Below are 22,663 nucleotides of genomic sequence, written 5' to 3'. Positions count from 1 at the left end.
CCCGCATCCGGGTCGGTCACGTCGAGCTTGCCGCCGGTCGAGGTCAGCTTGTCCTCGGTCACCGCGCCGACCGCCGTGCCGGCGATCGTGGCCTTGTCGTCGGTGCCGTTGATGGTGACGGTGATCTGCTTGGTGGTGCCGTCGATGGTGGAGACGGTCAGCGTGTCGGTGATCTGGTCGCCGGTCTTCAGGGCCTGCACTGCCGGCTGGCCATTGTCGAGCGCGTAGCTCCAGGTGCCGTCGGGCTGCACGGTGAAACTGCCATGGGCGCCGGCCGCGCCGGTCTGCGGCACGAACTGATCCTGCCCCGCATCCGGGTCGGTCACGTCGAGCTTGCCGCCGGTCGAGGTCAGCTTGTCCTCGGTCACCGCGCCGACCGCCGTGCCGGCGATCGTGGCCTTGTCGTCGGTGCCCATCACGTTCACGACCAGTTGGTGGCTCGTTCCGTCCACGCTGTGGATCGTGAAGGTTTCACGCTCGGTCTGCCTCGAGATCAGCGCCTGAACCGAGGGAGAGGTGTTGTCGAGCGTGTAGGTCCAATGACCCGATTGATCGATCTGTAGGCGACCGAAGTTTCCTCTCAATGTCGAGGCATGAAAATGCGCCTCACCCGGATCCGGGTCGACGATCGTCAACCCGCCGGAAACTGTCAGAACACGGTCCTCGGAGGTTGTTCCGGTGTCGGTTCCGGAGATCCTTGCAGCGTCGGGTTGTGGCAAAACATTGAACGGCATCTGAATCTGTGCCGAGTGACCGTTAGGATCCACGACGGTCGCCGTCAGATGCCCTGATCCAAACCAGTCGGTTGGGGGCGTCATGGTCAGGTTTTTCAGATCGGTGCCCGGACCGAGGATCCATGTACCGCCTGGGCCAGCATGTCCCAGGTTCATGATCGTTCCAGGCGGCAACCCAGCGATGGTCACGGTCGATCCGCCGGGTGTGTTGTTGCCATTAGTCACCGAAATTAGAACCGGAACCGGGCTACCTTCCTTACCGCCGGGGATGAGCCCGGCTATAGCAGGCCCGCTGGGCTGGCTGCTCGACACGATATGGCTCGGCAATTGTCCCGACGCGTGACCGCCGCCGCCCGGTGACACGTTCGGAATGATCGCGTACCCCACATTCTGACCTGTACCCATGCCGGGGAGGGCATGAGTGAAGCCGGGATGGCCGGCGCCCGAGCCGCGTGGATGGGCCTGGGGCAGTGGTGCAAGGCCGGACGAGGCCAACCAGTCGGAACCGGGTTCCGCCCCGGGACGACCCGGTTGGGAATGCAATTCGGAAAGCTCGGCACCCATGTGGCGTGCCAGTGCCGACGCCGAGACCATCAACTGCCGGTTGCCATAACCTCCGCTGTCTCGCGCTCTGCCATCCGGCGCGGCATGGGAGCCTTCGGTCTGAACCTCCGGAAGTTCACTCGTGTCGGACACAACCCAGGCAAAAACCTCTTCGGACAACTCGTCCCTTTGATCCGCAGTGGCGCGGGAGGTCTGGGACTTTCTCGGGTTCTGATCGGACATCACGTCTCTCCTTACCGCTCGGTCAACGCCAGGTCGAGATTGGTGTAGATGGGTTTCCAGACATATTGGAACACGGTCTTAGCGCCGGTCTTGATGTCGGCCTCGCCGGTCATTCCGGCGATCAATGTGAGGCCGTCCTCGGCATCGCGGAAATGGTCGCTGTCCAGCTGCACAAGGACTTCGTAGAACGCTGTACCACGTTCATCGACTGCTGTTGTCGGCGAAACTTCCTCGACGGTGCCCGGCAATGCGCCGAAACGGCTGTAATCGAAGCTGTCGATTTTCAACCGAACGGGTTGCCCCACCGAGACGAAGCCGACATCGCGCGGCGACAAGCGACCGCTGAAACGATAGCCGCCGTCGGCGGGAACGATGGTTACGACCATGCCGCCGGGGTCAATGACATCGCCGATCGTGTCGTCGGGGATGGACTGAATCACTCCGGCAATGGGCGACCGGATCTCCGTCTCCGCGACACGGCTCTCCAGGCCCGCTGCTTCGGCCTGCAAGGCGCGCCTCTGGGAATCTGCTTCTGCAATCCGGCTTCTCGCCTTGGCAAACTCGTCCAATTCGACCTGGGTCAGCGACGCCTGAAGCTCGGCAACCTCAGCCTCTGCGATGGTTCGACGGCCGGCGAGTTGGGCAAGGTCAAAACGATACTGTGCTTCCTGCTCTCGCAGTTCCGCGAGCTTGGCACGTGCGCTCAGGCCGCGATTCATCAGGTCCTCTTGAACGGCGCGCTCCTCCTCGGCGACGGCGATCTGTTGAATGAGCTGGGGGCGTTCCTCATCAATGGCTGCGATCTCGGCACGCTTTTCCTCGATCTGCGACCCGATCACCGAGCGTTCGGCGCGGATGAAGGCACGCGTTGCCGCAAGCGCAGCCGTTTCGCGTTCCACGAGATCGTTGAAGTCCTCGGCATGGGCCGAGAAATCCGGCTCCCGCCCCTCCGCAAGCGCGAGGAGGCGTTCGATCTCAAGGGACAGCCCTGCAATGCGCGCTTCGGCGGCTCGAAGCGCCGATTGCGCTTCCGCCTGATCCAACACAGCCACGATTTGGTCCGCTTCCACCACTTGACCGCGCGTGACCAGCAATTCGGCCAACTGGCCGCCATGCCGGCTTTCGACCCGCTTCACCTGGGCGATGGGTTCAACTTCCCCACGCGCCTTGGATATCTCGTCGACAGGCGTGTAGACCATCCAGATCACCAACGCGGTTAGGCCGAGCAGAACGACGATTGCCGCCCGGCGCGTCCAGACGAAGGTTGACGTGTCGTACAGGTCGAAAGGTTGATCTCCGCGATTTTCACCCATCTCTCTTCTCCTCCGTCAAAGCTTCTGCCTCTGGCTTTTCTGTCTGAACAGGTCCGCAATAGACGACATTTCCGGCGTCCAGTACGATGGCGATATCGGCGTGCGCCGCGAGTTCCGTATCGTGGGTCGCAAGGAAGATAGTAGCCTTGCCTCGCGTTTCGTCGATGAACTTCCCGACCTCGTTCAAGGCATCTTTGCCATTCGCGGGTAGCGGATCGTCGAGAACGAAGAACCTGCTGTCAAGTTCCGTGATCGCGGACCAGGCTACGCGTTCCACCTTGGCTTCCGCGGAAAACCCGACGTCGGGCCTTGTTCTGCTTTGCTCCAGCCAAACGCTTTTGTCGCCACCGACATAAGCGCAGCGAGCATCGATCTCGTCGGGATCGTACTGGGACATCTGGCGCCCGTTCAGAGTCAGATGCCCAGTTTGTGGGCGGAGATGCCCGGCGACGAGCTGTAGCAAAGTGGACTTGCCCGACCCGTTCGGCCCCATGATGACGACGACGCTGCCGGGGGCCACATCGAATGTAACGCCGGTGAGGGCGGGCGGCTGACCGGCTTCATGACGGTAGAACAGACCCTGTGCGGCCACGGCGGGAGCTTCGGGTTCGAGTGCGATCTGGAGATGGGATTCCTGGCCAACCGTGGGCGCCCGGAGCTGGGTCTCAAGAGAGGTCCAGCCGTTGCGGATTGCCTTTAGGCGCGGGATTGCTAGGAACAGCGATTGCGCCGGGCCGGTGATGCGCCAGGTGAGCAACATGGTCCCGATCAGCGTGCCGGGCGACAAATGGCCTTTCAGCGCGAGGTCGATCCCGACGACCAGGGTCACGAGCGCAGTGCCGGATCCGAGCGTCGTTGCGACTGCCGACTGCGACCCGGTTCGGGTCATGGATCGGTGTGTGTCGCGCGCGCTCGAGCGCAAGGTAGCGTCGAACCTTTGAAGCCATTTCTCGCCTAGTCCGGCGCGCTGAATGGCACCGTTGGCATCGACCAGTTCCCCGATCATCTGCGTGCGTCGCTGGGACTGGCGGACGGCAAACGGGTCCCTGCCGCCGGTTCCGGCGTTTATCAACAAGCCGAAGCCGAAAAACAGCACGAGGTAGATCGCGGGAATGATCGCCATGCCCCCGCCGACGATCACCAGGGCGGCAAAGGTCAGCAGGATAAAAGGCGCATCATAGATCGCTGCAATATTCGGGGAGGCGAACAGGTCGGCGGCACGTTCGCCCTGCCGCACCTTCGCGACAATCGTACTTCCAGAGTTCCCCGCAACGTTTGAAGCCGGCGAACGGAGTGCCTTGCCGGCCAACAATGTCGAGATCTGCCCCGAAAGCGAGGCGTATTCCGTGGAAGCAAGTCCGGACCGAACACGCCGCATTGCCAGCATCGTGACTAGAACGATCACTGCACCTGACAATAGGGCCGGAAGCGAATGGGCGGCGCCGCCCCCCAAAACCTTGTCATACACGGCCATGGTGAAGAAAGGCACCGCTAGCGCGCAGAGGTTGATGACCAGGGATTGCCATGCGACATGCACGAATGCGCCTCGGGCGCGGGACGAGATATTGGCGTAGGTGACCTTGGATGCTTCGGTTTCGGGAAGCATGCGCAGATAGAGGAGCGGCCCCGCCGGCAGGTGGAGTAGCCCTGTCTCGTCGTTCTCCGGGAACGCAACGAGATCGCCGTCCCGCCTTGCGACGCCTATCCAGTTGGTGCCGTCTTTCGCAATCAGGGCGCCATCATGACCGTCTCTCCAGGATGCAGGTATGCCCTTATGTATGGACGCGTGCACCCCGATCAGGTTGCTGGCGCGTGCCATGTCGGACAGCGATGAGGAGAACCCCCCGAATGCCGCCTCTACGGCCTTATCGGAGTGGCGCCCGTCGAGATATTTTAGAACGGATTCGAGGAAGCCGGCGGCATCAGACATCATTCGACCCCCTCGATCCAATTACTTGGGTTTTCGAGGCGCGCGGCATCTTTCAGGCCGTCGCGGAGATCCTCCGACGACGTCTGCACAAGGATCTTAACTTCGTCCGAGTGGGACAGAAGGAACCCCGATAGCTTCTTCACGGCATCGACATCGAGGGACGCTTCAGGCGCCTCGAGAATGACCAACCCCGGCCTGCCCGTGAATGCTTGGACGATAGCGGCGCGCTTGGCACCGCCATCCGGCAGAGGTCTGCCGGAAGATGCAAGCTCCGTATCGTACCCGTGGGGAAGCCGGCAAACTAGGCTGTCCAGACCGATCTCGCGCGACAGGGTCAGCGCTTTGGGCTCGAGATTCTTATCCAGACGGGACAGGCAATTCATCAGTCGACCTGTCAAAAGCCGTGGTCGGGCAGACACGATCCGAACCGCTTCCGGATCCGGCAAGTCGCGGGGCAAGTGATTGACTATGGCTTCAAGCTTTTCGGACGCTGTCTGATGCGAAGACGCTTCCAGCACCCAAATGCCCCCGCCAGTCGAATTCAGGTACTCAGTCGTCCGGTGTGACGGCTGACGGACGCTCTCTCCACTGGATTCAAGGATCGCCGTCGATTTCTTCGCCGCAACGGCCGCGGGCTGGGCACGCAGGCCCGTCGCCGCAACGCCGACAAGCTGGGATGCCGCCCGGGAGCCCAGCAACGTGCAGGCTGCAAGGCCGCCAGTCGTCATCTGTCCTGCGAGCACCTCTCCGGCGCCCAACCAGACAACACCGACGGTCGAGATCAGCGCGCCACTCTGCAAAAGGTCCAACTGGAAGCTGCTGATGTTCTGCGTCGTTCTGTTTGCCTTTGACTGAGCGCTGCGAGTGTGGGTCAAACGGGCAAATGCAGAGCCGAGACTGGCCAGGGTCGTAGTGTTCGAGGATGTGTTCGCTAGCGCGGTGACACCCGCCTCGTACCGCGCGCCCGCTAGCAGTTCCTGCTCTAGGGCGGATCGATTCCGCGACGCGACCACGAGGAATGCGATCACTGAGACGGCAGCAACCAGTAAGGGCGCGGCGACAACGATTCCGCCGAGATACGCAATGAGTGCAAGGAAGATGATTGAGAAAGGCGCATCGAACCGGGCCAGCATCGTTTGACCGACATTCACATCCCGCGCCTTTGCGGGTGCGGCGGCGAGGAGAAGTGCGTCCTCACGGCTGTGATAACCTTTAAGCAGTTGTCGGGCGGTTCGAGACCAAAGCCTATACTCTTCCAGTGCCGACCACCGCGCAAAGAGGCCGGACCTGACGTATCGGAGCAATCCTGAAAGCACCAACGCGACGACAACCGCCGAGAATATGACGATGGCCGACCCGGTCGACTGGTTCGGCAAAATCCGGTCGTAGACTTGAAGGAGAGCCAGAGGAAGCGCCAACGTCAGCGCGTTGATTCCCACGGAGAGAAAACCCACAAGAACGCGCGACCCCGGCTCTGAATCTTGAGCGCGACTAAAATGCTCATGTTTTGGTGCGACAGTATCCATTCGATTCTTTCGTCTGACCTGAGCGAACACATATATTAAGTTAAAAGACTAAGTCCCAACAAGGCTAAATCAAACCGAGAGGTTTTGTCAGAAAGATTTCGGTTGAGGCGGGCAGGGCGGGTTTGTAGCCTTGTCGGATGACAAAACCAACCCATTTCGCTACCTCAAAACCAGCCCTGAGATCATCCGCCTGGCGGTGATGCTGTATGTCCGGTTCCCGCTATCGTTGCGGAACGTGGAAGATCTTCTGCATGAGCGCGGCATCGAAGTCAGCCATGAGACGGTTCGGTTCTGGTGGAATAGATTTGGCCCGATGTTCGCGGCTGAGATCCGCAGAAACAGGATCAGTCGGATGCAATCCTATTCGAACTGGCGGTGGCACCTCGACGAGGTTTTTGTGAAGATCAACGGCGAGACGCATTACCTGTGGCGTGCTGTGGACCACGAAGGCGAAGTGCTGGAAAGCTATGTTACTAAGCGCCGGGACCGCAAAGCTGCGTTGAAATTCCTTAGAAAATCAATGAAGAGGTATGGCCGGCCGGAAGTGATCGTGACGGACAAACTTCGCTCTTATGGCGCCGCTTTGAAAGATATTGGCAACGCGCGAAGGCAGGAAACGGGACGCTGGGTGAACAACCGAGCGGAAAATTCTCACCTGCCGTTTCGACGACGAGAACGGGCGATGCTCCGCTTTAGGCAAATGCGATGTTTGCAGAAATTCGCCGGCGTTCATTCTTCGGTCCATAACCACTACAATCAGGAGCGACATCTTCACTCACGAGACAGTTTTAAACTGAACCGAAGCGCCGCTCTCTCCGAGTGGCGTCAACTTTGTTCCGGATAAGTTCACGGTTTCTGCGGTAAACTGAGACTGGTTCGCATTGGTCTGACAGCACCGCCATAGTCCCAGATGATACTCGTGCAACTCACCCCACCAATCGAGATAGTGGCAGGGTGAATTCCGCACATTGCGCGGCTAGCGGATCACAAAGACCGACTGGTTGGCGTGACGCGCAACGCGGGCAGCGTTGGAGCCCAAAAGATAGTCTTTGAGCGCAGGGCTGTGGGCGCCAACAACGATCCCTTGCACGCCGTATTCGCCGGCCTTCTTAATGATCTGGTCATAGACCGTACCACGGGCCACATGCAGCTTTGTGGTTATTCCTTGGGGAATATGCTCCTTGGCCCAGGCCTCAAGATTAGCTCGGGATTGATCGACCGCTTCAGCGTTGTGATCGGCGCTGAGGGACGAGCTGACAATCGCCATTCCGTCGTCGGGCACAACGTTCAGAATGTGCAGCTCGGCCTTTTGATGCGTGGCCATGGCCACAGCCGCCTGAGTGCTGCGCAATGCGCCTTGGGGATCGTTGATATCAACGGCGAGCAAAAGTGAGTCAAACATCTGTCAGCTCCTCAGAATGCGGGTTGTGTGGCGCGGCGGCGCTGGATCATCACGACGCCGAACAGCAAGAGCAGTGCGGGAATGAAGAAAAGCTCTTTTGGCATACGCTCATTCTCGATCTGGACTTGGGTGATCTGAACGGGTGTATCGCCATAAAAGTCGTATTCATTGCCAAGGCTTTCAAAGAACGGCGTCCCCGGGAAAGGTTCATCCATCACCAGAACGTCGCCGTCTGGAATGATGCTGAGGCCTTGTGCCCCAAGCGCGCCTTCGGCGTCACCAGAGACCGCAGGCAGAACAATCGTCGTGGGCCTTGGGTTGCCGGTATCGAAATCCGGTCCGTTGACCTCAACCCGCAGCTCTGTGCCGGTTTCGGCCCCCGCCATCATTTCCAGCGCTGCCGGGCCAGTGGCCGTCGCATATTTCTCGCTGACTTTGTCGAGGAAGAAGTCCGGCCTGAACAGCATGAAGGCGATGAACAAGAGCGCCACAGTCTCCCATTTTCGGCTTTTCGCGATGAAATACCCTTGGGTTGCTGCCGCAAACAAGAGCATCGCGATGAGCGCGATAAAGAAGACCAGCACCGCCTTCGCTGCTCCGACGTCAATCAACAGAAGATCGGTGTTGAAGATGAAAAGGAATGGCAACAAGGCTGTTCGGATGTCATAGGAAAAGCCCTGAACACCGGTCTTGATCGGATCGCCTCGGGAAATCGCCGCTGCCGCATAGGCCGCCAGGCCCACAGGCGGCGTGTCATCCGCGAGAATGCCGAAATAGAACACAAAGAGGTGCACGGCGATCAGCGGGAAGATGTATCCGGCTTGCGCGCCCACCGACAGGATCACAGGCGCCATGAGCGACGAGACAACGATGTAGTTGGCCGTTGTCGGCAAGCCCATGCCAAGGATCAGCGACATGACGGCGACAAGGATCAAAAGGATCCAGATATTGCCACTGGCCACCACTTCGACAACCTGTCCGATGACCTGGTGCGCGCCGGTCAGGCTGATGGTGCCAACGATGATACCCGCAGCACCGGTGGCGACACCGATGCCGATCATGTTACGTGCGCCAAGGATCAGCCCCTCGATAAAGTCATGCCAACCCTGCTTCGTGGATGTGCCAAAGGCCTCACCGCGGAAGAACGCCTTGAGCGGACGGTGGGTGAGCGCAACAATAATCATAAAGATCGTGGCCCAGAAGGCCGAGAGGGACGGAGACAGACGATCAAGGTTCTCAGTGCGCACCATGAGGTTCCACACGAGGATAAAGATCGGCAGTGAGAAATAGGCCCCTCCCAAGAGCGTAGGTGTCAGGCGCGGGGCTTCCAGCGGCCCGTTGGGATCATCCATCGCCACATCGGGATAGCGCGAGGCGAAATAGACCAGTGTCACGTAAAGCGCGGCGACCACGACCAGCCCGCCATAGACGCTGTCGGCCATCACACCGTCCAGAACACTGCGCAGCATGATCATCACGTAGGTACAGGCACCCAGGAACAAAAAGCCTGACAGGAACAAGATCAGGATCAAAACCGGGCCAATATGGCGTCCGGCTTTTTTCAAGCCTTGCATCTGCATCTTCAAGGCTTCGAGGTGGACGATGTAAAGCAGCGCGATATAGCTGATCACCGCCGGCAAAAAGGCGTGTTTGACCACGTCAATGTAGGGAATATTGACGTATTCCACCATGAGGAAAGCCGCAGCCCCCATCACGGGCGGGGTCAGCTGACCGTTGGTGGACGAGGCCACCTCGACCGCGCCGGCCTTTTCTGCCGGAAAGCCGATACGTTTCATCAATGGAATGGTGAATGTGCCTGTGGTCACTGTGTTCGAGATCGAGCTGCCCGAGATCATACCGGTCAGCATGGAAGACAGGACCGAGGCTTTGGCCGGACCGCCGCGCAGTGCGCCCAAGAGGGCGACCGCTACTTTGATGAACCACGATCCACCGCCTGCGCGGTCCAGCAAGGCGCCAAACAGCACGAACAGGAAGATCATTGTCGTGGACACACCCAAGGCGACTCCAAAGACGCCTTCGGTCTGCATCCAGTAGTGGCCCAGCGCTTTCGAGAGCGAGGCTCCACCATAGTTGGTGATGTTACGCGCCCATTCGGAATAGCCGCCAAAGAAGGCAAAGGCCACGAAGGCGCCTGCGATGATCACCAGTGGCAAACCAAGCGAGCGGTAAACGGCCGTAAACAACACACCCATGCCGATGCAGGACATCACAATGTCCGAAGTACTCCACAGACCCGGACGGTCGGCTATCTCAAAGCGGAACACCACAAGATAAAGACAGGCTGAGACGCCCAGGATCAACAACGCCCAGTCATAAACCGGGATGCGATCTTTGGGTGAGGATTTGAAAAGAGGAAACGCCAGTGTGGCGAGCATGATGGCAAAGGCCAAATGCACATACCGCGCCTGAGCGACGATGTTTGCAAAGATGTTCGCACCGGTGGCTTGTGCCAGCATGCCGGGAACTTTCGATGCAATGTAAAGCTGGAACAGGGACCAGACGATGCAGGTTCCGATGATCAAATTCGCCTGCCATGCAGAGGATGGATTACGTGCGCCGGTATCCGCTTCGGCAACCATGTCGTCTGCGGATTGCACCTCGGTGTCTTGAGCCATGTTGTCCCCCAGGTCCTTGTTTTATAACTATTTATATACTGGAAAAACCGCCCGGTTTCCCGGGCGGTCTTGTTGATTTCGCCTTAGGCCTTAGTCCATCAGGCCCAGTTCTTTGTAGGCCTTTGCGGCACCGTCATGCAGCGGAGCTGACAGGCCGTCTTTGACCATCTGGGAAGGCTCAAGATTAGCGAACGCAGGGTGCAGACCGCGGAAATCGTCGATGTTTTCCATCACCGACTTTGCAACGATGTACACAACGTCATCCGAGACATTGGCTGATGTCACGAAAGTGGCGCCTACACCAAATGTCGTGGTGTCGCCGTCAGTACCCTTGTACATGCCGCCCGGAATCGTCGCGACGCGATAGAAGGGGTTGTCCGCAACCAGCTTTTCAACCGGTGCGCCGGTGACCGAGACCAAGGTCGCGTCACAGGTGGTTGTGGCTTCTTTGATGGCGGCAGCCGGGTGACCGATGGTGTAAATCATCGCGTCAATGTTGCCGTCACAAAGCTGCTTGGCCATTTCCGATCCTTTGTACTCGGTCGCAAGGGCCAGATCGTCCATGCCGATGCCAAAGGCGTCCATCACAACTTCCATTGTGGCGCGTTGACCGGAACCGGGGTTGCCAACGTTAACGCGCTTGCCCTTGATGTCTGCAAAGCCGGTAATGCCACTGTCCGAGCGCACGATCAGCGTAAAGGGTTCAGGGTGTACCGACATCACGGCGCGAATTTCAGGGAACGGGTTGTCCGCAAACTTCGAGGTGCCGTTGTAGGCGTGGTGCTGCCAGTCAGACTGAGCAACGCCGAACTCAAGCTCTCCGGCTTTGATGGTGTTAATGTTGTAGACCGAACCACCAGTGGATTCGACGGCACAACGAATGCCGTGCTCTTTGCGCGACTTGTTGACCAGACGGCAGATCGCGCCGCCGGTTGGATAGTAAACGCCGGTCACACCACCGGTGCCGATCGAGATGAACTCTTGCGCGACAGTCATTGAGGCTGCCGTCATCGCCCCAAGCAGCACAGCGCCGCCAAGTTTAAGATGTTTCAACATATCATAGTCTCCCTAGTTAAAAGATGGCTCGGACCAATATTCTCCGAGTTCCTGGTTTTTTGCCTCGACCCTTCGGATCGCAGCGGTTGCATCAGCCCCTGAGGTTGCGACGATCATGGCAATCAGTGTTTCGATCAACACAAGCGTCACAACATAAGAGGAGAAGAATTGCGGGCTTTCTGACGGTACAACGAACCCATAGGTCGCATGCGCCAGGCCCGGGCATTTGTGGGAATCGGTCACCAGAACCACGTCGGCGCCCGATGTCTTGGCGACCTCAGCCGCTTGAACCGCCCGTTTTGCATAGGGGCTTTTGGTGACGATAAACAGCGCGTCGCCCGCGCCAAGCGTGGCGATCTGGGAGCCAAGTGATGCCCCCATGCGTCCCGCCAAAGTCCAATTCGGCGCGAAGTAATGCGCCAGATAGCCCATGTATTCGGTCATTCCAGTCGAGGCCAGTGCCCCCAAAAGAACGACACGTTTTGCATTCCGTAATGACGCAGCGGCCTGTTCCAGTCTGACCTCATCAGCCTTGGTCACAAAGCTTTCGATATTGTTGATGCAGGCTTTGCTTTGCCTCTGAAGCATTGATTTTCCAGAGGAATTTCCCACTCGAAGCTGTTCGGCCTTCTCAGACATGCTGATCACTTGCTGGCCAACGGACAAGCGCGAGACGTCTTTCATCTCTTCGAACGTGTCAAAACCCAACGCGCGAGAAAGTCGCGAAAACGTCGCCGGAGAAACATTGCTCTCAGATGAGATGGCCCGAAGGCTGCGGCTGGCAATATCCAGAGGATTGGTCACAACGTAGTCAGCCGCTTTTTGCAGCTGCCCGGATAGACCGGAATAGCGTTCCGCAACGCGTTCTTCGAGCGTCTGTCGGTGATTCATTTTCACTCCCTGAAACAGACGGTCGCAAGCGTTTCAACTATTGTCAATCACTGAAATGTATGTTTCACACTTTGAAACCCCAGAGATGATGACACGGTGCGGGTGAACCAGCAGGACAAGTGGATGGCTTGGTGCGTTGGTTTTAAGGCCAAATATAGCACCGATGCCTGCGCTGCTCTGGTTGCAGACCAATTGCCGAGAGAGGGTCTACCATGAGTCATGTATTTCCACGCAACTCCAAGGCCCCACCGATTGAAGTTTCGCACGGTGAAGGTGCCTACCTGTTTGATAAGTCGGGCAAGGCTTTTTTGAATTGCGGCGATGCGGCTGTTTCATGTTTGGGTCATAGCGATACGCTTGTGACCGAAGCGATAAAGCAGCAATTGGATCAGGTGGCTTTTGCGCACACAGGATTCTTTACATCGCATCCAGCGGAGCAGCTCGCGGAGAAGCTGATTTCATTGGCCCCGGGGGATCTCGATCGGGTGTATTTCGTTTCAGGCGGATCAGAGGCGATGGAGTCGGCGCTCAAGCTTGCGCGGCAGTACTATCTAGAGATTGGCGAGCCCAAACGGCACAAAGTGATTGCGCGGCGGCAAAGCTATCACGGCAATACGCTTGGCGCTTTGGCGACCGGTGGCAATGCCTGGAGGCGCGCACAGTTTGCGCCGATGTTGATCGATGTCAATCACGTGTCGCCATGTTACGCCTACCGTGGACAACTCATGGACGAGACGGATGCAGATTTTGTGGATCGACTGGTTCAAGAGCTAGAAGGCCAGATTAACGAACTTGGTCCCGAAACCGTCATGGCCTTTGTTGCCGAACCTGTGGTGGGGGCAACGCTGGGAGCGGTTCCGCCAGTGGGTGACTATTTCGCGCGGATTCGGGCGATTTGTGACAAGCACGGCATTTTGTTGATTTTGGACGAGGTCATGTGCGGTATGGGGCGAACTGGCACGTTGTTTGCGTCTGAGCAATACGACGTGACACCAGATATCTGCGCCATCGCAAAGGGGCTTGGGGCCGGGTATCAACCCATCGGAGCCATGTTGTGTACCAGCGAAATCCATGACGCCATTCAGCAGGGATCGGGCTTTTTTCAGCATGGTCACACGTATCTTGGCCACCCGGTCGCCTGTGCCGCTGCGCTCGCCGTGCTGGAGCGCTTGGTAGATGATGATGTGTTGGCGAAGGTCAATCCAACGGGGGATGCCTTGTGTGAAGCGTTGAACCAGAGCCTCGGGCAGCATCCTCATGTGGGAGATATCCGTGGCGTCGGCCTGTTTCAGGGACTCGAACTGGTGGCGGACCGAGATACCAAAGAACCCTTTCCGGACGGGCTAAAGCTCCACGCAAAATTCAAAGCCGCGGCCTTTGCCGAAGGGTTGATCTGTTATCCTATGGGGGGAACACTGGATGGAAAGCGGGGGGATCACGTGCTGTTGGCGCCGCCATTCATCATATCTGATGATCAAGTGCAGGAACTTGTTGAAAAGCTGACCAAAGCATTGGCACAGGCATTGCCGGGTTCATAGATGAGCATCTGCGCCATGCGCCATGCGCCATGCGCCCATCGTTCATGGTGAGCATATGGACTAGGCAAACCAATGTGGCATGCGCTTTGAGCAAGAGTGTAAGGTGGAAGTCTCGTTAACTATTTCTGCAACGAGGCGACAAAATGCTATACTGCCTGCCAATGGCGCAATAAAGACAAGGCGCTAGGCATTAAGATGCATTTTAAAAATTGTGTTTTCCGAGTTGTCGACCTTGGGTCGTGTGTTCCATTAGTTATTATTCACAAATAGTTAATGCTCACAAAGTATGAACGGGACGGCCATGAAAAGAAGAATAAGGGCATGAAACAAGATGGTTCTCACGACAAAATGCGTGAGCCGCTTGCGATTGTCGGCATTGGAGTATCTATCGTCTATCCGCCGGACACAGATACCCCGCAATTGGTTGAAGAATCCAAGACCAAACCTGAAGAAACCAAGGCCATGACTGCCTCGGCCAAGATGTGGAGCGCCGAAGACGTCGCGGCTAAGATTGTCAAAGGCATCGACAAGGGCAAATTCGCCATCGCGCCGGGATGGGAAATGGCGGCATTGGCGCATTTTGGAAGCACGCTGCGGCCAATGGTTCACTCTGGATGGGACAAGATTGTGACCAAGGTGCGTAAAGCACGCGAACAGTGACGTTCGGAAAGCCGGAGAAACGTGTGAGCGCCAGCTAGGGGGCAAGACGCTCACACGGCCAACCCTAGGCGGCTGACACAATGCCCCCACAGTTCACGTAACTGGGTGCGAACTTCACAGGCATCGTTATGGTTCCGCATGTGCGCGGAATTCCGGAGACGCCGATGCGAACACCGGCGCCGGCCTTGTTCCGTGAGTAGTTTCCCGACTGGCCAAGGCCAATCCAGAGGGTATGGGCAGGCTTCGCTGGAGAGAGAGACTTTTAGAACGCGCGAAGCCCAAGCGACTTTTTGGTGCCCCTTTCACTGGGGGAGATGGGCGCGAAGCGAGCGATCTCTATGTTGCGTTGTGCCAAAAAAATGCGTCTTTGTGCCAATTGCTTGCCCCGACTCGTTCGGCGTGGAACAACAGGGCATGGAGTTGTTCTGTCCCGCATTTAAGACTGCACTCAGCCGCTTTTCCCGCAAAGGGGGATTGGTATTTTCCAGCCATGTCGCCTTGTCGATGATGCTGGCCATATTTCCGTTCTGTATCGTGGTGCTTGCTCTTGCGGGCATGTTGTCCGAAGCCGGTCTTCAGGCGTCCGGGTCGGATCTCAACGACCTGCTGGACGTCGTGTTCGGCTCATGGCCCGACGCCATAGCTGACCCGATTGAAAACGAGGTCCGCGCGGTTCTGGAAACAAGTGGCGGCGGGACTCTGACCTTGGGGGCTTTGTTGACGATCCTCTTTGCCTCAAACGGTTTTGACGCTGTGCGACAGGCAATCAGTGCGGCCTATCACGATCGTGATGACCCGCGCCCGGCGTGGAAACTCCGCCTCTTGGCGGTCGGCTTTGCGGTCTTTGGCGCGTTACTGGTAACGGTTGCCGGGCTGTTCAGCGTGGTTCTGCCGATCTACCTGAGATACGTCGCCGACATCCTCCCAATCCTGCATCTTGAGGCGCTCTCGGGCGAGTTCCTCGGTACCGCGGTCACGGCGTTGGTGATGATCTTCGCGTTGTTTGCCTGCCATAAGTGGTTGCCGGGCGTGAAACGCCCAGTGCGTGCGCTTGTCCCCGGCGTTGTTCTGACGCTGATCCTGTGGGGCATTTGTGGCACGGGATTTGAGTTCTATATCAGCAACTTCTCAACCTATTCCGTAACCTATGCCGGTCTCGCCGGGGTCATGTCGGCCTTGGTGTTCATGTACCTTATGGCGGCTATGTTTTTGCTGGGGGCCGAGTTCAACGCCACTTTGGGCGATCTTGCGCGTCAAAAGCCATCAGGGTCAGAGTAGCGGCGCAAACAGGCGTGCGACGGGGGCGCCAAGTCGAACCCACAACGGTTGCTCCGCCAGGTTTTCTGTAAACTCGTAAGATTGCGCAAAGTCCGCTTTGAACATCGCAGCGACGTCTTGCGCCGCGCGTGGATCAAAGACCATTGCCGTGGCTTCGAAATTCAACCGACATGACCGCGCATCCATATTGAACGTTCCGACAGAAGCGATGGTTTCATCCACTAACAGAACCTTCTGGTGCATAAACCCATTCTCATACCGCCAGAACTGAACGCCGGTTGCACGCATCATGTCAAAGTAGCCATAGCTTGCCAGGTAAGTTGCCCAATGGTCTGCCTTGTTCGGGATCAAAATGCGCACGTCAACACCACTGAGCGCCGCAACCTTAAGTGCTGTGGCGATATCTCCGTCCGGGACAAAATAGGGTGTTGATATCCAGATTCGTTCTTTTGCGGCGCGAATTGCTGAGCAATAGTAGAGGCTTCCAGTCTCAAGTTCATCCGCCGGACCTGAGGGTAGGATCAACCCGTCCATGTCCTCGGGCTGCCTTTGCATGGTCCAATCCAACGCATCCAGCAAAGAGTCTTGGGTCGCCCAGTACCAGTCTTCGGTAAAGACCAGTTGTAGCTGGTTCACCATCGGTCCGCGCAACATGCAATGTGTATCCCGCCAATGCCCCATGTTCGGATCGTTCCCAAGGTATTCATCACCCAGGTTGTGGCCACCAATAAACCCCACATGTCCATCCACGATCAGCGTTTTTCGGTGATTTCTAAAGTTCACCTGCCGGCGGTTGGTCGGGCCCTTCAAGGCATTCGTGTCCAGCATCTCAACCCCCGCATCCTGCAGGGTCTGGATGTAGCTGTTGCTAAGGCGGGCGCTGCCTATGGAATCGTAGAGAAAGCGAACTTTGACACCACGCTCTGCCACGGCCATCAATTCGGCCTGCATCAGTCGCCCTAACGTGTCATCCCGCACGATGTAGAATTGAATCAACACATAAGATTTGGCGGACCTGATGGCCTCAAACATGGCCTCAAAGGTTTCGTCACCGTCGATCAGTAATTCAAACGCATTGCCCGACAGCACCGGGGCCGCGGCCTGAGCTTCAAACCCTGCATACCCAAGGGCTGCGGCGTCACCCTTGGAGGGATGGGCTTTGCGCGCGCTCTTAATTCCTTCCAGCACGCGCTCGGACTTGCGGCGCGCGATGACATAGCCGTTCATGCGGTGATGACCGAGGAATATGTAGGCGATAATGCCAGCATAAGGTGCGAGGATCAGGAACAACACCCAAGCCACCGACCCTTGCGGAGTGCGCGCCCCGGTCACGGCGCGATAGGCGAAGTAGATCGCCACGCCCTCGAGCAGGATCAGTAGGATCAGGGAATAGCTGGCGAGCAAGCGCTTGGTTCCTTTGACTTGGATTGCGGGATCGTAACGCGCAATGTTTCCTGTTGGAAGATGCCCCGTTGCGTCATGGCACTTTGCGGTTATTCTGTTTTCCAGAGGGGTGCAGGTGACATGAATTTCCAAACCATAGGGACGTTTTTCGACGCCAAAGCAAAAACTTACGGTGAGAACGCGCTTTTGCACGTGCCTGTGGACGCTGCACGACCATATCACCCCGGCGGGTATGAGCTGACCTATGGTGTCGCGCTGGAAACAGTCCAGAGATGGCAGGACGTGTTTCGAGCGGCGGGGTATGTCGCGGGGATGCGCGTGGCCGTTCTGTTGGGAAACCGCCCCGAGATGCTCTTGCTCAAATTGGCTCTCAATGGGTTGGGCATCAGTTGGGTTCCGGTTAACCCGGATTACCGCGCGGCTGAAGTTGCCTATCTTTTGCAGGACAGCGCATCGGTTTTGGTGATTTCAGCCCCGGAGTACCTTGACCTCATGTCGCAGGGCATCGACCAGTCCGGGCGTGGCGTGCCTTGCGTCGAAATGACGGTCGACCTCCCAAAGCTTCCAACTGTTCAAAGCGCTTCTGACGCGCCGGATATCACAGGCGAGACCGAGGCCAGCCTGATCTACACCTCAGGCACGACCGGACGTCCCAAGGGATGCATAATGTCCCATGCCTATGAGGTTGAGATGGGGCAGTGGTATGCCTCGCGGGGCGGCGCCATTGATTTTCGCGAAGGGCAGGATCGGCTCTATTGTCCGTTGCCGTTGTTTCATGTGAATGCCGCTATCCTTGTACTGTTCGCGATGATCGACACTGGAAATTGCCAGATTATCCCGGAGCGGTTTCGCGCCAGCGCGTGGTGGCTTGAATTGTCAGAAACGGGCGCCACGATTGCGCATTATCTCGGCATCGTAATCCCGGCCCTGATGAACCTACCTCCGACTGAGTGGGATCACCAAAACAAGATCAGATTTGCTGTCGGGGCTGGCGTTGAACCAACACTGCACGCGCCATTCGAAGCGCGCTTTGGCTTTCCCTTGATCGAGGTCTGGGGCATGACCGAAATGTGCCGCATCCTCAGCATGCACGATGCGCCCCGGCATATTGAGACGCGCGCGATGGGCCGCCCTAGTGCGGGTTTGGATGTCCGGGTGGTTGATGAGAATGACAATGAGCTTCCCCGTGGCATGCCCGGAGAAATGGTGATCCGATACAGTGCCGAAACGCCCAGAAAAGGCGCGTTTTCCGGGTATCTGAACCTGCTCGAAGCGACTGAAGAGGCCTGGCGTGGGGGGTGGTTTCACACCGGGGATACAGTCATGATGGATGCCGAGGATGTGATCTATTTCGTGGATCGCAAGAAGAACATTATCCGCCGATCCGGCGAGAACATTGCTGCCGCCGAGATTGAGGCCTGCCTGCAGGATCACCCGTCTGTCGAAAGGGTCGCGGTGCTGGCTGTGTCGGACTCAATGCGCGACGAAGAGGTCATGGCCTGTATTATGGGCGATGGCGATCATGCTCAGGCACAGAAGCTGTTTGAATGGTGTTTTGAGCGGCTGGCCTATTACAAGGCGCCGGGGTGGATACGTTTTGTGGCCGAGATTCCGGTGACTGGCACTCAGAAGATCCAGAAACACGCGATGTTTGCTGCTGACGAAGACCCGACAGACGGCGCTTTTGATTTTCGCGCACGCAAAAAGCGGTCGTAACCCGGTATCAGGATTTGGACTAAAAAAAACGGCCGGGATTTCTCCCGACCGTCTTTCAAGAAGTTTGTGTAAATGGGATCAGGCGCGGCGGCGGCGACCACCTGTGCGACCCCCACGACCACGGCCTTCCTGACCGGGTTTGGCGGGTTGCTTGTTGAAGCTGATCCACGCAGCACCGCCATCGTCGTTGTTTGTCAGGAAGTTGGCGGCACGGATCGCCTCCATTTCCTTACCGGCGCGTGGCTTGGTCGAGCCGAGGCCAAACATCTGGCAGAATGCCTCGTCATCCATATCAGCTGGCAGAACAATTCCTGCGGCCTCAACCTCGGCCTTTTTCTCGGCCAGCTTCTTGGGGCCAACGGGCAGGGCAATGGGGTTCATGATCGCCGATGTCATTCCGGTGGCCATAGCCATCGGCAGGAAGGCATTATTGATGCCGTGCCGGTTGGGCAGACCAAACGAAATGTTCGAAGCCCCGCAGGTGGTGTTCACGCCCAGCTCGTTGCGCAGTCGGCGGTTCAGTTCGAACACCTGCAAGCCCGCCGTGCCCATCGCGCCGATTGGCATGACAAGTGGGTCAACAACGATGTCATGCGCCGGAATGCCGAAATCAGCAGCGCGTTCGACAATCTTCTTGGCAACGGCGAAACGCACTTCGGGGTCTTCCGAGATGCCGGTGTCGTCATTGGAAATGGCCACAACTGGGACGTTGTACTTTTTCACCAGTGGCAGAACCAGTTCCAGGCGCTCTTCTTCACCGGTCACCGAGTTCAACAAAGGACGACCCTCGGCGGCCTCAAGGCCCGCCTCAAGTGCGCCCGGAACCGACGAGTCGATGCAGAGCGGGCAGTCGGTGATCGCTTGCACACGTTTTACCAGCTCGCGCATCAGGTCAGGTTCAACAAAGTTATTGTCGGCGTAACGCGGGTCTTCGGCCATCTTGTTTGAAAAGACAGCCCCCGAGTTGATGTCGAGAACAGTGGCACCTGCTGCAACTTGGGCAATGGCGTCAGCTTCGACACGGCTGAAGTCACCGGCTTCCAACTCCGCGTTCAGGATTTTACGACCCGTCGGGTTGATGCGTTCACCGATAACTGTGAACGGCTGGTCAAAGCCCATGATCGTGGTTTTTGTTTTTGATTCAATGATCGTACGGGTCATAGTTGATCCTATTTTCAGGCGTTGGCTTGGGCGGTGGAGGCACCGCCATTGTCGATGGCCCAGTTGGCGTTGGTCTTGATGCCGCCAAGTGGGAAGAAGTGCACTTTTTCGATGTTGAAATCAGGATTTGCGGCCTTGTGAGCCGCGAGTTCCGCGATCACATCCGTGGGCTCGTATGGCAACAGCAGTTTCGACACGTCCATGGCACGTTTCTGCAGAACCTTCAGAGACGGGCCAACGCCGCAAGCGATAGCAAACTTGATGAGTGTTTGCAGTTTGGCTGGACCGGCAATGCCGATATGCACAGGGATGTCGATGCCGGCCTCTTTCAGGCTGTCAGCCCAGGCAATCATCTGCTTGGATTCAAAAGCAAATTGCGTGGCCAGAGCCATCTTGGCATCCGTTGTTTCCGAGAACTTCTGTTTCCAGCGCAGCGCATCGTCGACGTTCTTGGTCGATCCATCCGGGTCGATGTCTTTGTTGCCCTCGGGGTGGCCCGCGACGTGCAGGTTGGTGAACCCTGCCTTGTCGAACAGCCCGGTTTCCAACAACTGCATCGAGCAGTGATAGTCGCCGTGGGGGTTTTCGACGCCACCGGCCAGCAACAAAGCCTGTTTCACATCGGCTTCGCCTTGATACATGGCGATCCAGTTTTCCAGGGTTGCCTGATCCTTGATGATGCGGGCAGGGAAGTGGGGCATCACCGGGTAGCCGTCTTCATTCAGACGTTTTGCTGTGGCGACCATCTCTTCAATGGGGGTGCCTTCGATATGGGCGATGTAGACGCGGGTGCCTTCCGGCAGCAATGCGCGAAAATCTTCGACCTTGGCCGCGGTGCGCGGCATGACTTCAATCGAATACCCTTGCAGGAATGCTTCGACCTCGGGGGATACGGTTTTCACCGCGTCCGTCTTTTTCTTGAAACTCAACAACGCCATAGCGCTCTCCCAAAGCGATTTGCCGCTCATGCGCGACCTTCATTTGCAATCAGCGCCTTCAGGCGATCCTGATCATATTCCGCTTCGAGACGGGCGGCTTCTGCGTCGCATATTTCCGCTGTCTCGCCTTCGACCGAGTAAGGAGCAGCCTTGCGCCATTCCGCCAGATAGGCATCCGCATCTTTTGCGCCGATCTTCATGGCAGCACGGTCAATGGCTTGTTCAAACCGCTCGGTGAGCTGTTTTTTTGAACCACGACGTCCTTTGCCCACAATGACTTGGGCCGGAATGTCGCGCCAGTAAACGATAGTGACGTCAGGCATGGTCTGATTCCTCGGTTTCGGTGTGAACATTCCTAGATTAGCGTCTGCGGCCCATGGTGTACGTTTTCGACAGAACGGCAGCATTCAGCGACCAATTGCGGTCTAGCGGGTCACCGGGATGGTTTCACCTTCGAATTCCTCATGTTCATGATGAGTCGGGCCGCGGTGACGGTTTTCAACTGTGATGGGGATTGCGCGGGCAGGGGCAAATCACTAGGTTGAATGTAACTCGAAATGGAGGCGTTACGTTATGGCGCCCAAGCGTCCCAAAGGTGCGGGCGCATTCCCTAAAGCGGTTGAGAGCCCCGCGCCAAAAACGCCCGATCCGAGCGAGCTTTATGCCGCGCTGGATTTGGGCACCAATAGTTGTCGCATGCTGATTGCCCAACCTAAGGGCAACCAGTTTCATGTTGTGGACAGCTTTTCGAAATCCGTTCAGCTGGGTGCCGGTCTGGAATCGACCGGGCGTTTGTCACGTGGGTCGATGCGGCGGACGGTGCAGGCGTTGAGGATCTGTCAGCAGAAACTCAAACGTCACCGGGTCAAACGCATGAAGCTGGTGGCGACCGAGGCTTGTCGGCGCGCCAAGAACAGCAAAGATTTCATCAATCAGGTGCGGCGTGAAACCGGGCTTAAGCTCGATATCATCGAGCCAGAGGAAGAGGCGCGTCTGGCGGTGATCTCCTGCGCGCCGCTGGTATCCACCAAAACTGAGCAGTTGTTGGTTGTGGATATTGGTGGAGGTTCGACCGAACTGGTTTGGATCGATCTCTCAAAAGTCCCCCATCGCGACCGCCCCAAAGCGATTATGCGGCTTCACACCGGGTTTCACACTGCAGATAGCCCGTTTCCGGCAGCCAAAGTGGTTGATTGGATTTCAGTACCGCTGGGAGTGGCGACACTGCGGGACCAGTTCTCGGATGTGACGGATGACTCGGCGCGTTTTGCATTGATGAGTTGGTTTTTCGAAGAGAACCTGACGGAATTTGCGCCCTACAAGGACGAGCAATCCCGCGAAGGGTTCCAGATCATCGGCACCAGCGGCACGGTGACCACAGTCGCGGCCAGCCACTTGGGGCTGCGCCGGTATGATCGCACCAAGGTGGATGGCCTGCGCATGTCCTCAGACCAAATTGACAAGGTGATCCGCACCTATCTGGATTTGGGACCGATTGGACGACGTCGCGATCCGCGTATAGGACAAGACCGGCAGGCTCTGATTATGTCGGGGTCGGCGATTTTGCAGGCATTGCTGCGTTGCTGGCCGACGGACCGGCTGTCAGTTGCGGATCGCGGTTTGCGAGAAGGGCTGTTATACGCCCAGATGAGCGCCGATGGCGTATTGGAAGATGGACCGTTTTAGGCGGAAAT

At 57.6% G+C, this 22,663-nt stretch carries 18 protein-coding genes; 6 read left to right on the top strand and 12 right to left on the bottom strand.

Features of this window, described 5'->3' with window-relative positions:
• From Q0932_RS16875 to Q0932_RS16860, 4 genes are all read right to left on the bottom strand, one after another.
• On the bottom strand, nt 1-1,520 hold a 1,520-nt coding region (locus Q0932_RS16875), incomplete at its 3' end, for a VCBS domain-containing protein (RefSeq protein WP_299355778.1).
• Between the two features lie 11 nt (nt 1,521-1,531).
• A complete protein-coding gene (locus Q0932_RS16870) occupies nt 1,532-2,833 on the bottom strand; it encodes an HlyD family type I secretion periplasmic adaptor subunit (protein WP_299355777.1) in 1,302 nt (433 codons plus the stop codon).
• Complete coding sequence (locus Q0932_RS16865) at nt 2,826-4,766, bottom strand: ATP-binding cassette domain-containing protein (RefSeq protein ID WP_299355775.1); 1,941 nt, start codon at nt 4,764-4,766, stop codon at nt 2,826-2,828. The genes Q0932_RS16870 and Q0932_RS16865 overlap by 8 nt, the downstream gene beginning before the upstream one ends.
• Nucleotides 4,763-6,289, bottom strand: a complete 1,527-nt coding sequence (locus Q0932_RS16860; RefSeq protein WP_299355774.1) for a hypothetical protein — start codon at nt 6,287-6,289, stop codon at nt 4,763-4,765. The genes Q0932_RS16865 and Q0932_RS16860 overlap by 4 nt, the downstream gene beginning before the upstream one ends.
• Nucleotides 6,290-6,419: 130 nt before the next feature.
• On the opposite strand from Q0932_RS16860, the gene Q0932_RS16855 reads away from it, so the two are divergent.
• Entirely contained in the window at nt 6,420-7,133 is a 714-nt protein-coding gene (locus Q0932_RS16855; RefSeq protein WP_299355772.1) for an IS6 family transposase, read from the top strand.
• A gap of 132 nt (nt 7,134-7,265) precedes the next feature.
• Here the strand turns inward: Q0932_RS16855 and Q0932_RS16850 are convergent, their stop codons facing one another.
• From Q0932_RS16850 to Q0932_RS16835, 4 genes are all read right to left on the bottom strand, one after another.
• On the bottom strand, nt 7,266-7,691 hold the full coding sequence (locus tag Q0932_RS16850; RefSeq protein WP_299355770.1) for a universal stress protein: 426 nt from the start codon (nt 7,689-7,691) through the stop codon (nt 7,266-7,268).
• A gap of 11 nt (nt 7,692-7,702) precedes the next feature.
• Nucleotides 7,703-10,327 (bottom strand): TRAP transporter permease, encoded by a 2,625-nt coding sequence (locus tag Q0932_RS16845; protein ID WP_299355768.1) that lies wholly within the window; start codon nt 10,325-10,327, stop codon nt 7,703-7,705.
• Nucleotides 10,328-10,417: 90 nt separating this feature from the next.
• Nucleotides 10,418-11,383 (bottom strand): TAXI family TRAP transporter solute-binding subunit, encoded by a 966-nt coding sequence (locus Q0932_RS16840; RefSeq protein ID WP_299355766.1) that lies wholly within the window; start codon nt 11,381-11,383, stop codon nt 10,418-10,420.
• A 12-nt stretch (nt 11,384-11,395) separates the two neighbouring features.
• Nucleotides 11,396-12,274: a MurR/RpiR family transcriptional regulator gene (locus Q0932_RS16835; protein WP_299355764.1), complete on the bottom strand. Its 879-nt coding sequence runs from the start codon at nt 12,272-12,274 to the stop codon at nt 11,396-11,398.
• 212 nt (nt 12,275-12,486) lie between these two features.
• Here Q0932_RS16835 and Q0932_RS16830 point away from each other — a divergent pair, with 212 nt between their 5' ends.
• The 3 genes from Q0932_RS16830 to Q0932_RS16820 all read left to right on the top strand — a co-directional run bounded on the left by Q0932_RS16830 (nt 12,487) and on the right by Q0932_RS16820 (nt 15,750).
• Nucleotides 12,487-13,812, top strand: coding sequence for an aspartate aminotransferase family protein (locus Q0932_RS16830; RefSeq protein ID WP_299355762.1), 1,326 nt, complete (start codon nt 12,487-12,489; stop codon nt 13,810-13,812).
• 321 nt (nt 13,813-14,133) lie between these two features.
• Nucleotides 14,134-14,472, top strand: coding sequence for a hypothetical protein (locus tag Q0932_RS16825; protein WP_299355760.1), 339 nt, complete (start codon nt 14,134-14,136; stop codon nt 14,470-14,472).
• 414 nt (nt 14,473-14,886) lie between these two features.
• Nucleotides 14,887-15,750 carry a YihY/virulence factor BrkB family protein gene (locus Q0932_RS16820; RefSeq protein ID WP_299355758.1) on the top strand — a complete coding sequence of 288 codons (864 nt, stop codon included), beginning with the start codon at nt 14,887-14,889 and terminating at the stop codon, nt 15,748-15,750.
• Here the strand turns inward: Q0932_RS16820 and cls are convergent.
• Nucleotides 15,742-17,154: a cardiolipin synthase gene (gene cls, locus Q0932_RS16815; protein ID WP_299355756.1), complete on the bottom strand. Its 1,413-nt coding sequence runs from the start codon at nt 17,152-17,154 to the stop codon at nt 15,742-15,744. The genes Q0932_RS16820 and cls overlap by 9 nt on opposite strands.
• Nucleotides 17,155-17,274: 120 nt before the next feature.
• Between cls and Q0932_RS16810 the strand changes: the two genes are divergently transcribed.
• Entirely contained in the window at nt 17,275-18,870 is a 1,596-nt protein-coding gene (locus Q0932_RS16810; RefSeq protein WP_299355754.1) for an AMP-binding protein, read from the top strand.
• A 78-nt stretch (nt 18,871-18,948) separates the two neighbouring features.
• On the opposite strand, the gene Q0932_RS16805 is transcribed toward Q0932_RS16810, so the two are convergent.
• From Q0932_RS16805 to Q0932_RS16795, 3 genes are read right to left on the bottom strand one after another with little or no spacing between them, the layout of a single operon-like run.
• On the bottom strand, nt 18,949-20,031 hold the full coding sequence (locus tag Q0932_RS16805) for a methyltetrahydrofolate cobalamin methyltransferase (protein ID WP_299355752.1): 1,083 nt from the start codon (nt 20,029-20,031) through the stop codon (nt 18,949-18,951).
• A 14-nt stretch (nt 20,032-20,045) separates the two neighbouring features.
• Nucleotides 20,046-20,969 (bottom strand): methylenetetrahydrofolate reductase, encoded by a 924-nt coding sequence (locus Q0932_RS16800; protein WP_299355781.1) that lies wholly within the window; start codon nt 20,967-20,969, stop codon nt 20,046-20,048.
• 26 nt (nt 20,970-20,995) lie between these two features.
• Nucleotides 20,996-21,292: a virulence factor gene (locus Q0932_RS16795; protein ID WP_299355750.1), complete on the bottom strand. Its 297-nt coding sequence runs from the start codon at nt 21,290-21,292 to the stop codon at nt 20,996-20,998.
• 250 nt (nt 21,293-21,542) lie between these two features.
• Between Q0932_RS16795 and Q0932_RS16790 the strand changes: the two genes are divergently transcribed.
• Complete coding sequence (locus tag Q0932_RS16790; RefSeq protein WP_299355748.1) at nt 21,543-22,655, top strand: Ppx/GppA phosphatase family protein; 1,113 nt, start codon at nt 21,543-21,545, stop codon at nt 22,653-22,655.
• Nucleotides 22,656-22,663 lie beyond the last annotated feature (8 nt).

This window comes from uncultured Shimia sp., from assembly GCF_947498095.1.
GTDB lineage: Bacteria > Pseudomonadota > Alphaproteobacteria > Rhodobacterales > Rhodobacteraceae > Shimia.
The sequence above is the reverse complement of the archived record's forward strand: the minus strand, read 5'-3'. Positions and strand labels throughout refer to the sequence as shown.

Excerpts from the sequence above, each read along its gene's own strand:
- Q0932_RS16870 (WP_299355777.1), bottom strand. The coding sequence starts at position 2,833 with ATGGGTGAAAATCGCGGAGATCAACCTTTCGACCTGTACGACACGTCA.
- Q0932_RS16865 (WP_299355775.1), bottom strand. The coding sequence starts at position 4,766 with ATGATGTCTGATGCCGCCGGCTTCCTCGAATCCGTTCTAAAATATCTC.
- Q0932_RS16860 (WP_299355774.1), bottom strand. The coding sequence starts at position 6,289 with ATGGATACTGTCGCACCAAAACATGAGCATTTTAGTCGCGCTCAAGAT.
- Q0932_RS16850 (WP_299355770.1), bottom strand. The coding sequence starts at position 7,691 with ATGTTTGACTCACTTTTGCTCGCCGTTGATATCAACGATCCCCAAGGC.
- Q0932_RS16845 (WP_299355768.1), bottom strand. The coding sequence starts at position 10,327 with ATGGCTCAAGACACCGAGGTGCAATCCGCAGACGACATGGTTGCCGAA.
- Q0932_RS16840 (WP_299355766.1), bottom strand. The coding sequence starts at position 11,383 with ATGTTGAAACATCTTAAACTTGGCGGCGCTGTGCTGCTTGGGGCGATG.
- Q0932_RS16835 (WP_299355764.1), bottom strand. The coding sequence starts at position 12,274 with ATGAATCACCGACAGACGCTCGAAGAACGCGTTGCGGAACGCTATTCC.
- Q0932_RS16830 (WP_299355762.1), top strand. The coding sequence starts at position 12,487 with ATGAGTCATGTATTTCCACGCAACTCCAAGGCCCCACCGATTGAAGTT.
- Q0932_RS16825 (WP_299355760.1), top strand. The coding sequence starts at position 14,134 with ATGAAACAAGATGGTTCTCACGACAAAATGCGTGAGCCGCTTGCGATT.
- Q0932_RS16820 (WP_299355758.1), top strand. The coding sequence starts at position 14,887 with ATGGAGTTGTTCTGTCCCGCATTTAAGACTGCACTCAGCCGCTTTTCC.
- Q0932_RS16810 (WP_299355754.1), top strand. The coding sequence starts at position 17,275 with ATGAATTTCCAAACCATAGGGACGTTTTTCGACGCCAAAGCAAAAACT.
- Q0932_RS16805 (WP_299355752.1), bottom strand. The coding sequence starts at position 20,031 with ATGACCCGTACGATCATTGAATCAAAAACAAAAACCACGATCATGGGC.
- Q0932_RS16800 (WP_299355781.1), bottom strand. The coding sequence starts at position 20,969 with ATGGCGTTGTTGAGTTTCAAGAAAAAGACGGACGCGGTGAAAACCGTA.
- Q0932_RS16795 (WP_299355750.1), bottom strand. The coding sequence starts at position 21,292 with ATGCCTGACGTCACTATCGTTTACTGGCGCGACATTCCGGCCCAAGTC.
- Q0932_RS16790 (WP_299355748.1), top strand. The coding sequence starts at position 21,543 with ATGGCGCCCAAGCGTCCCAAAGGTGCGGGCGCATTCCCTAAAGCGGTT.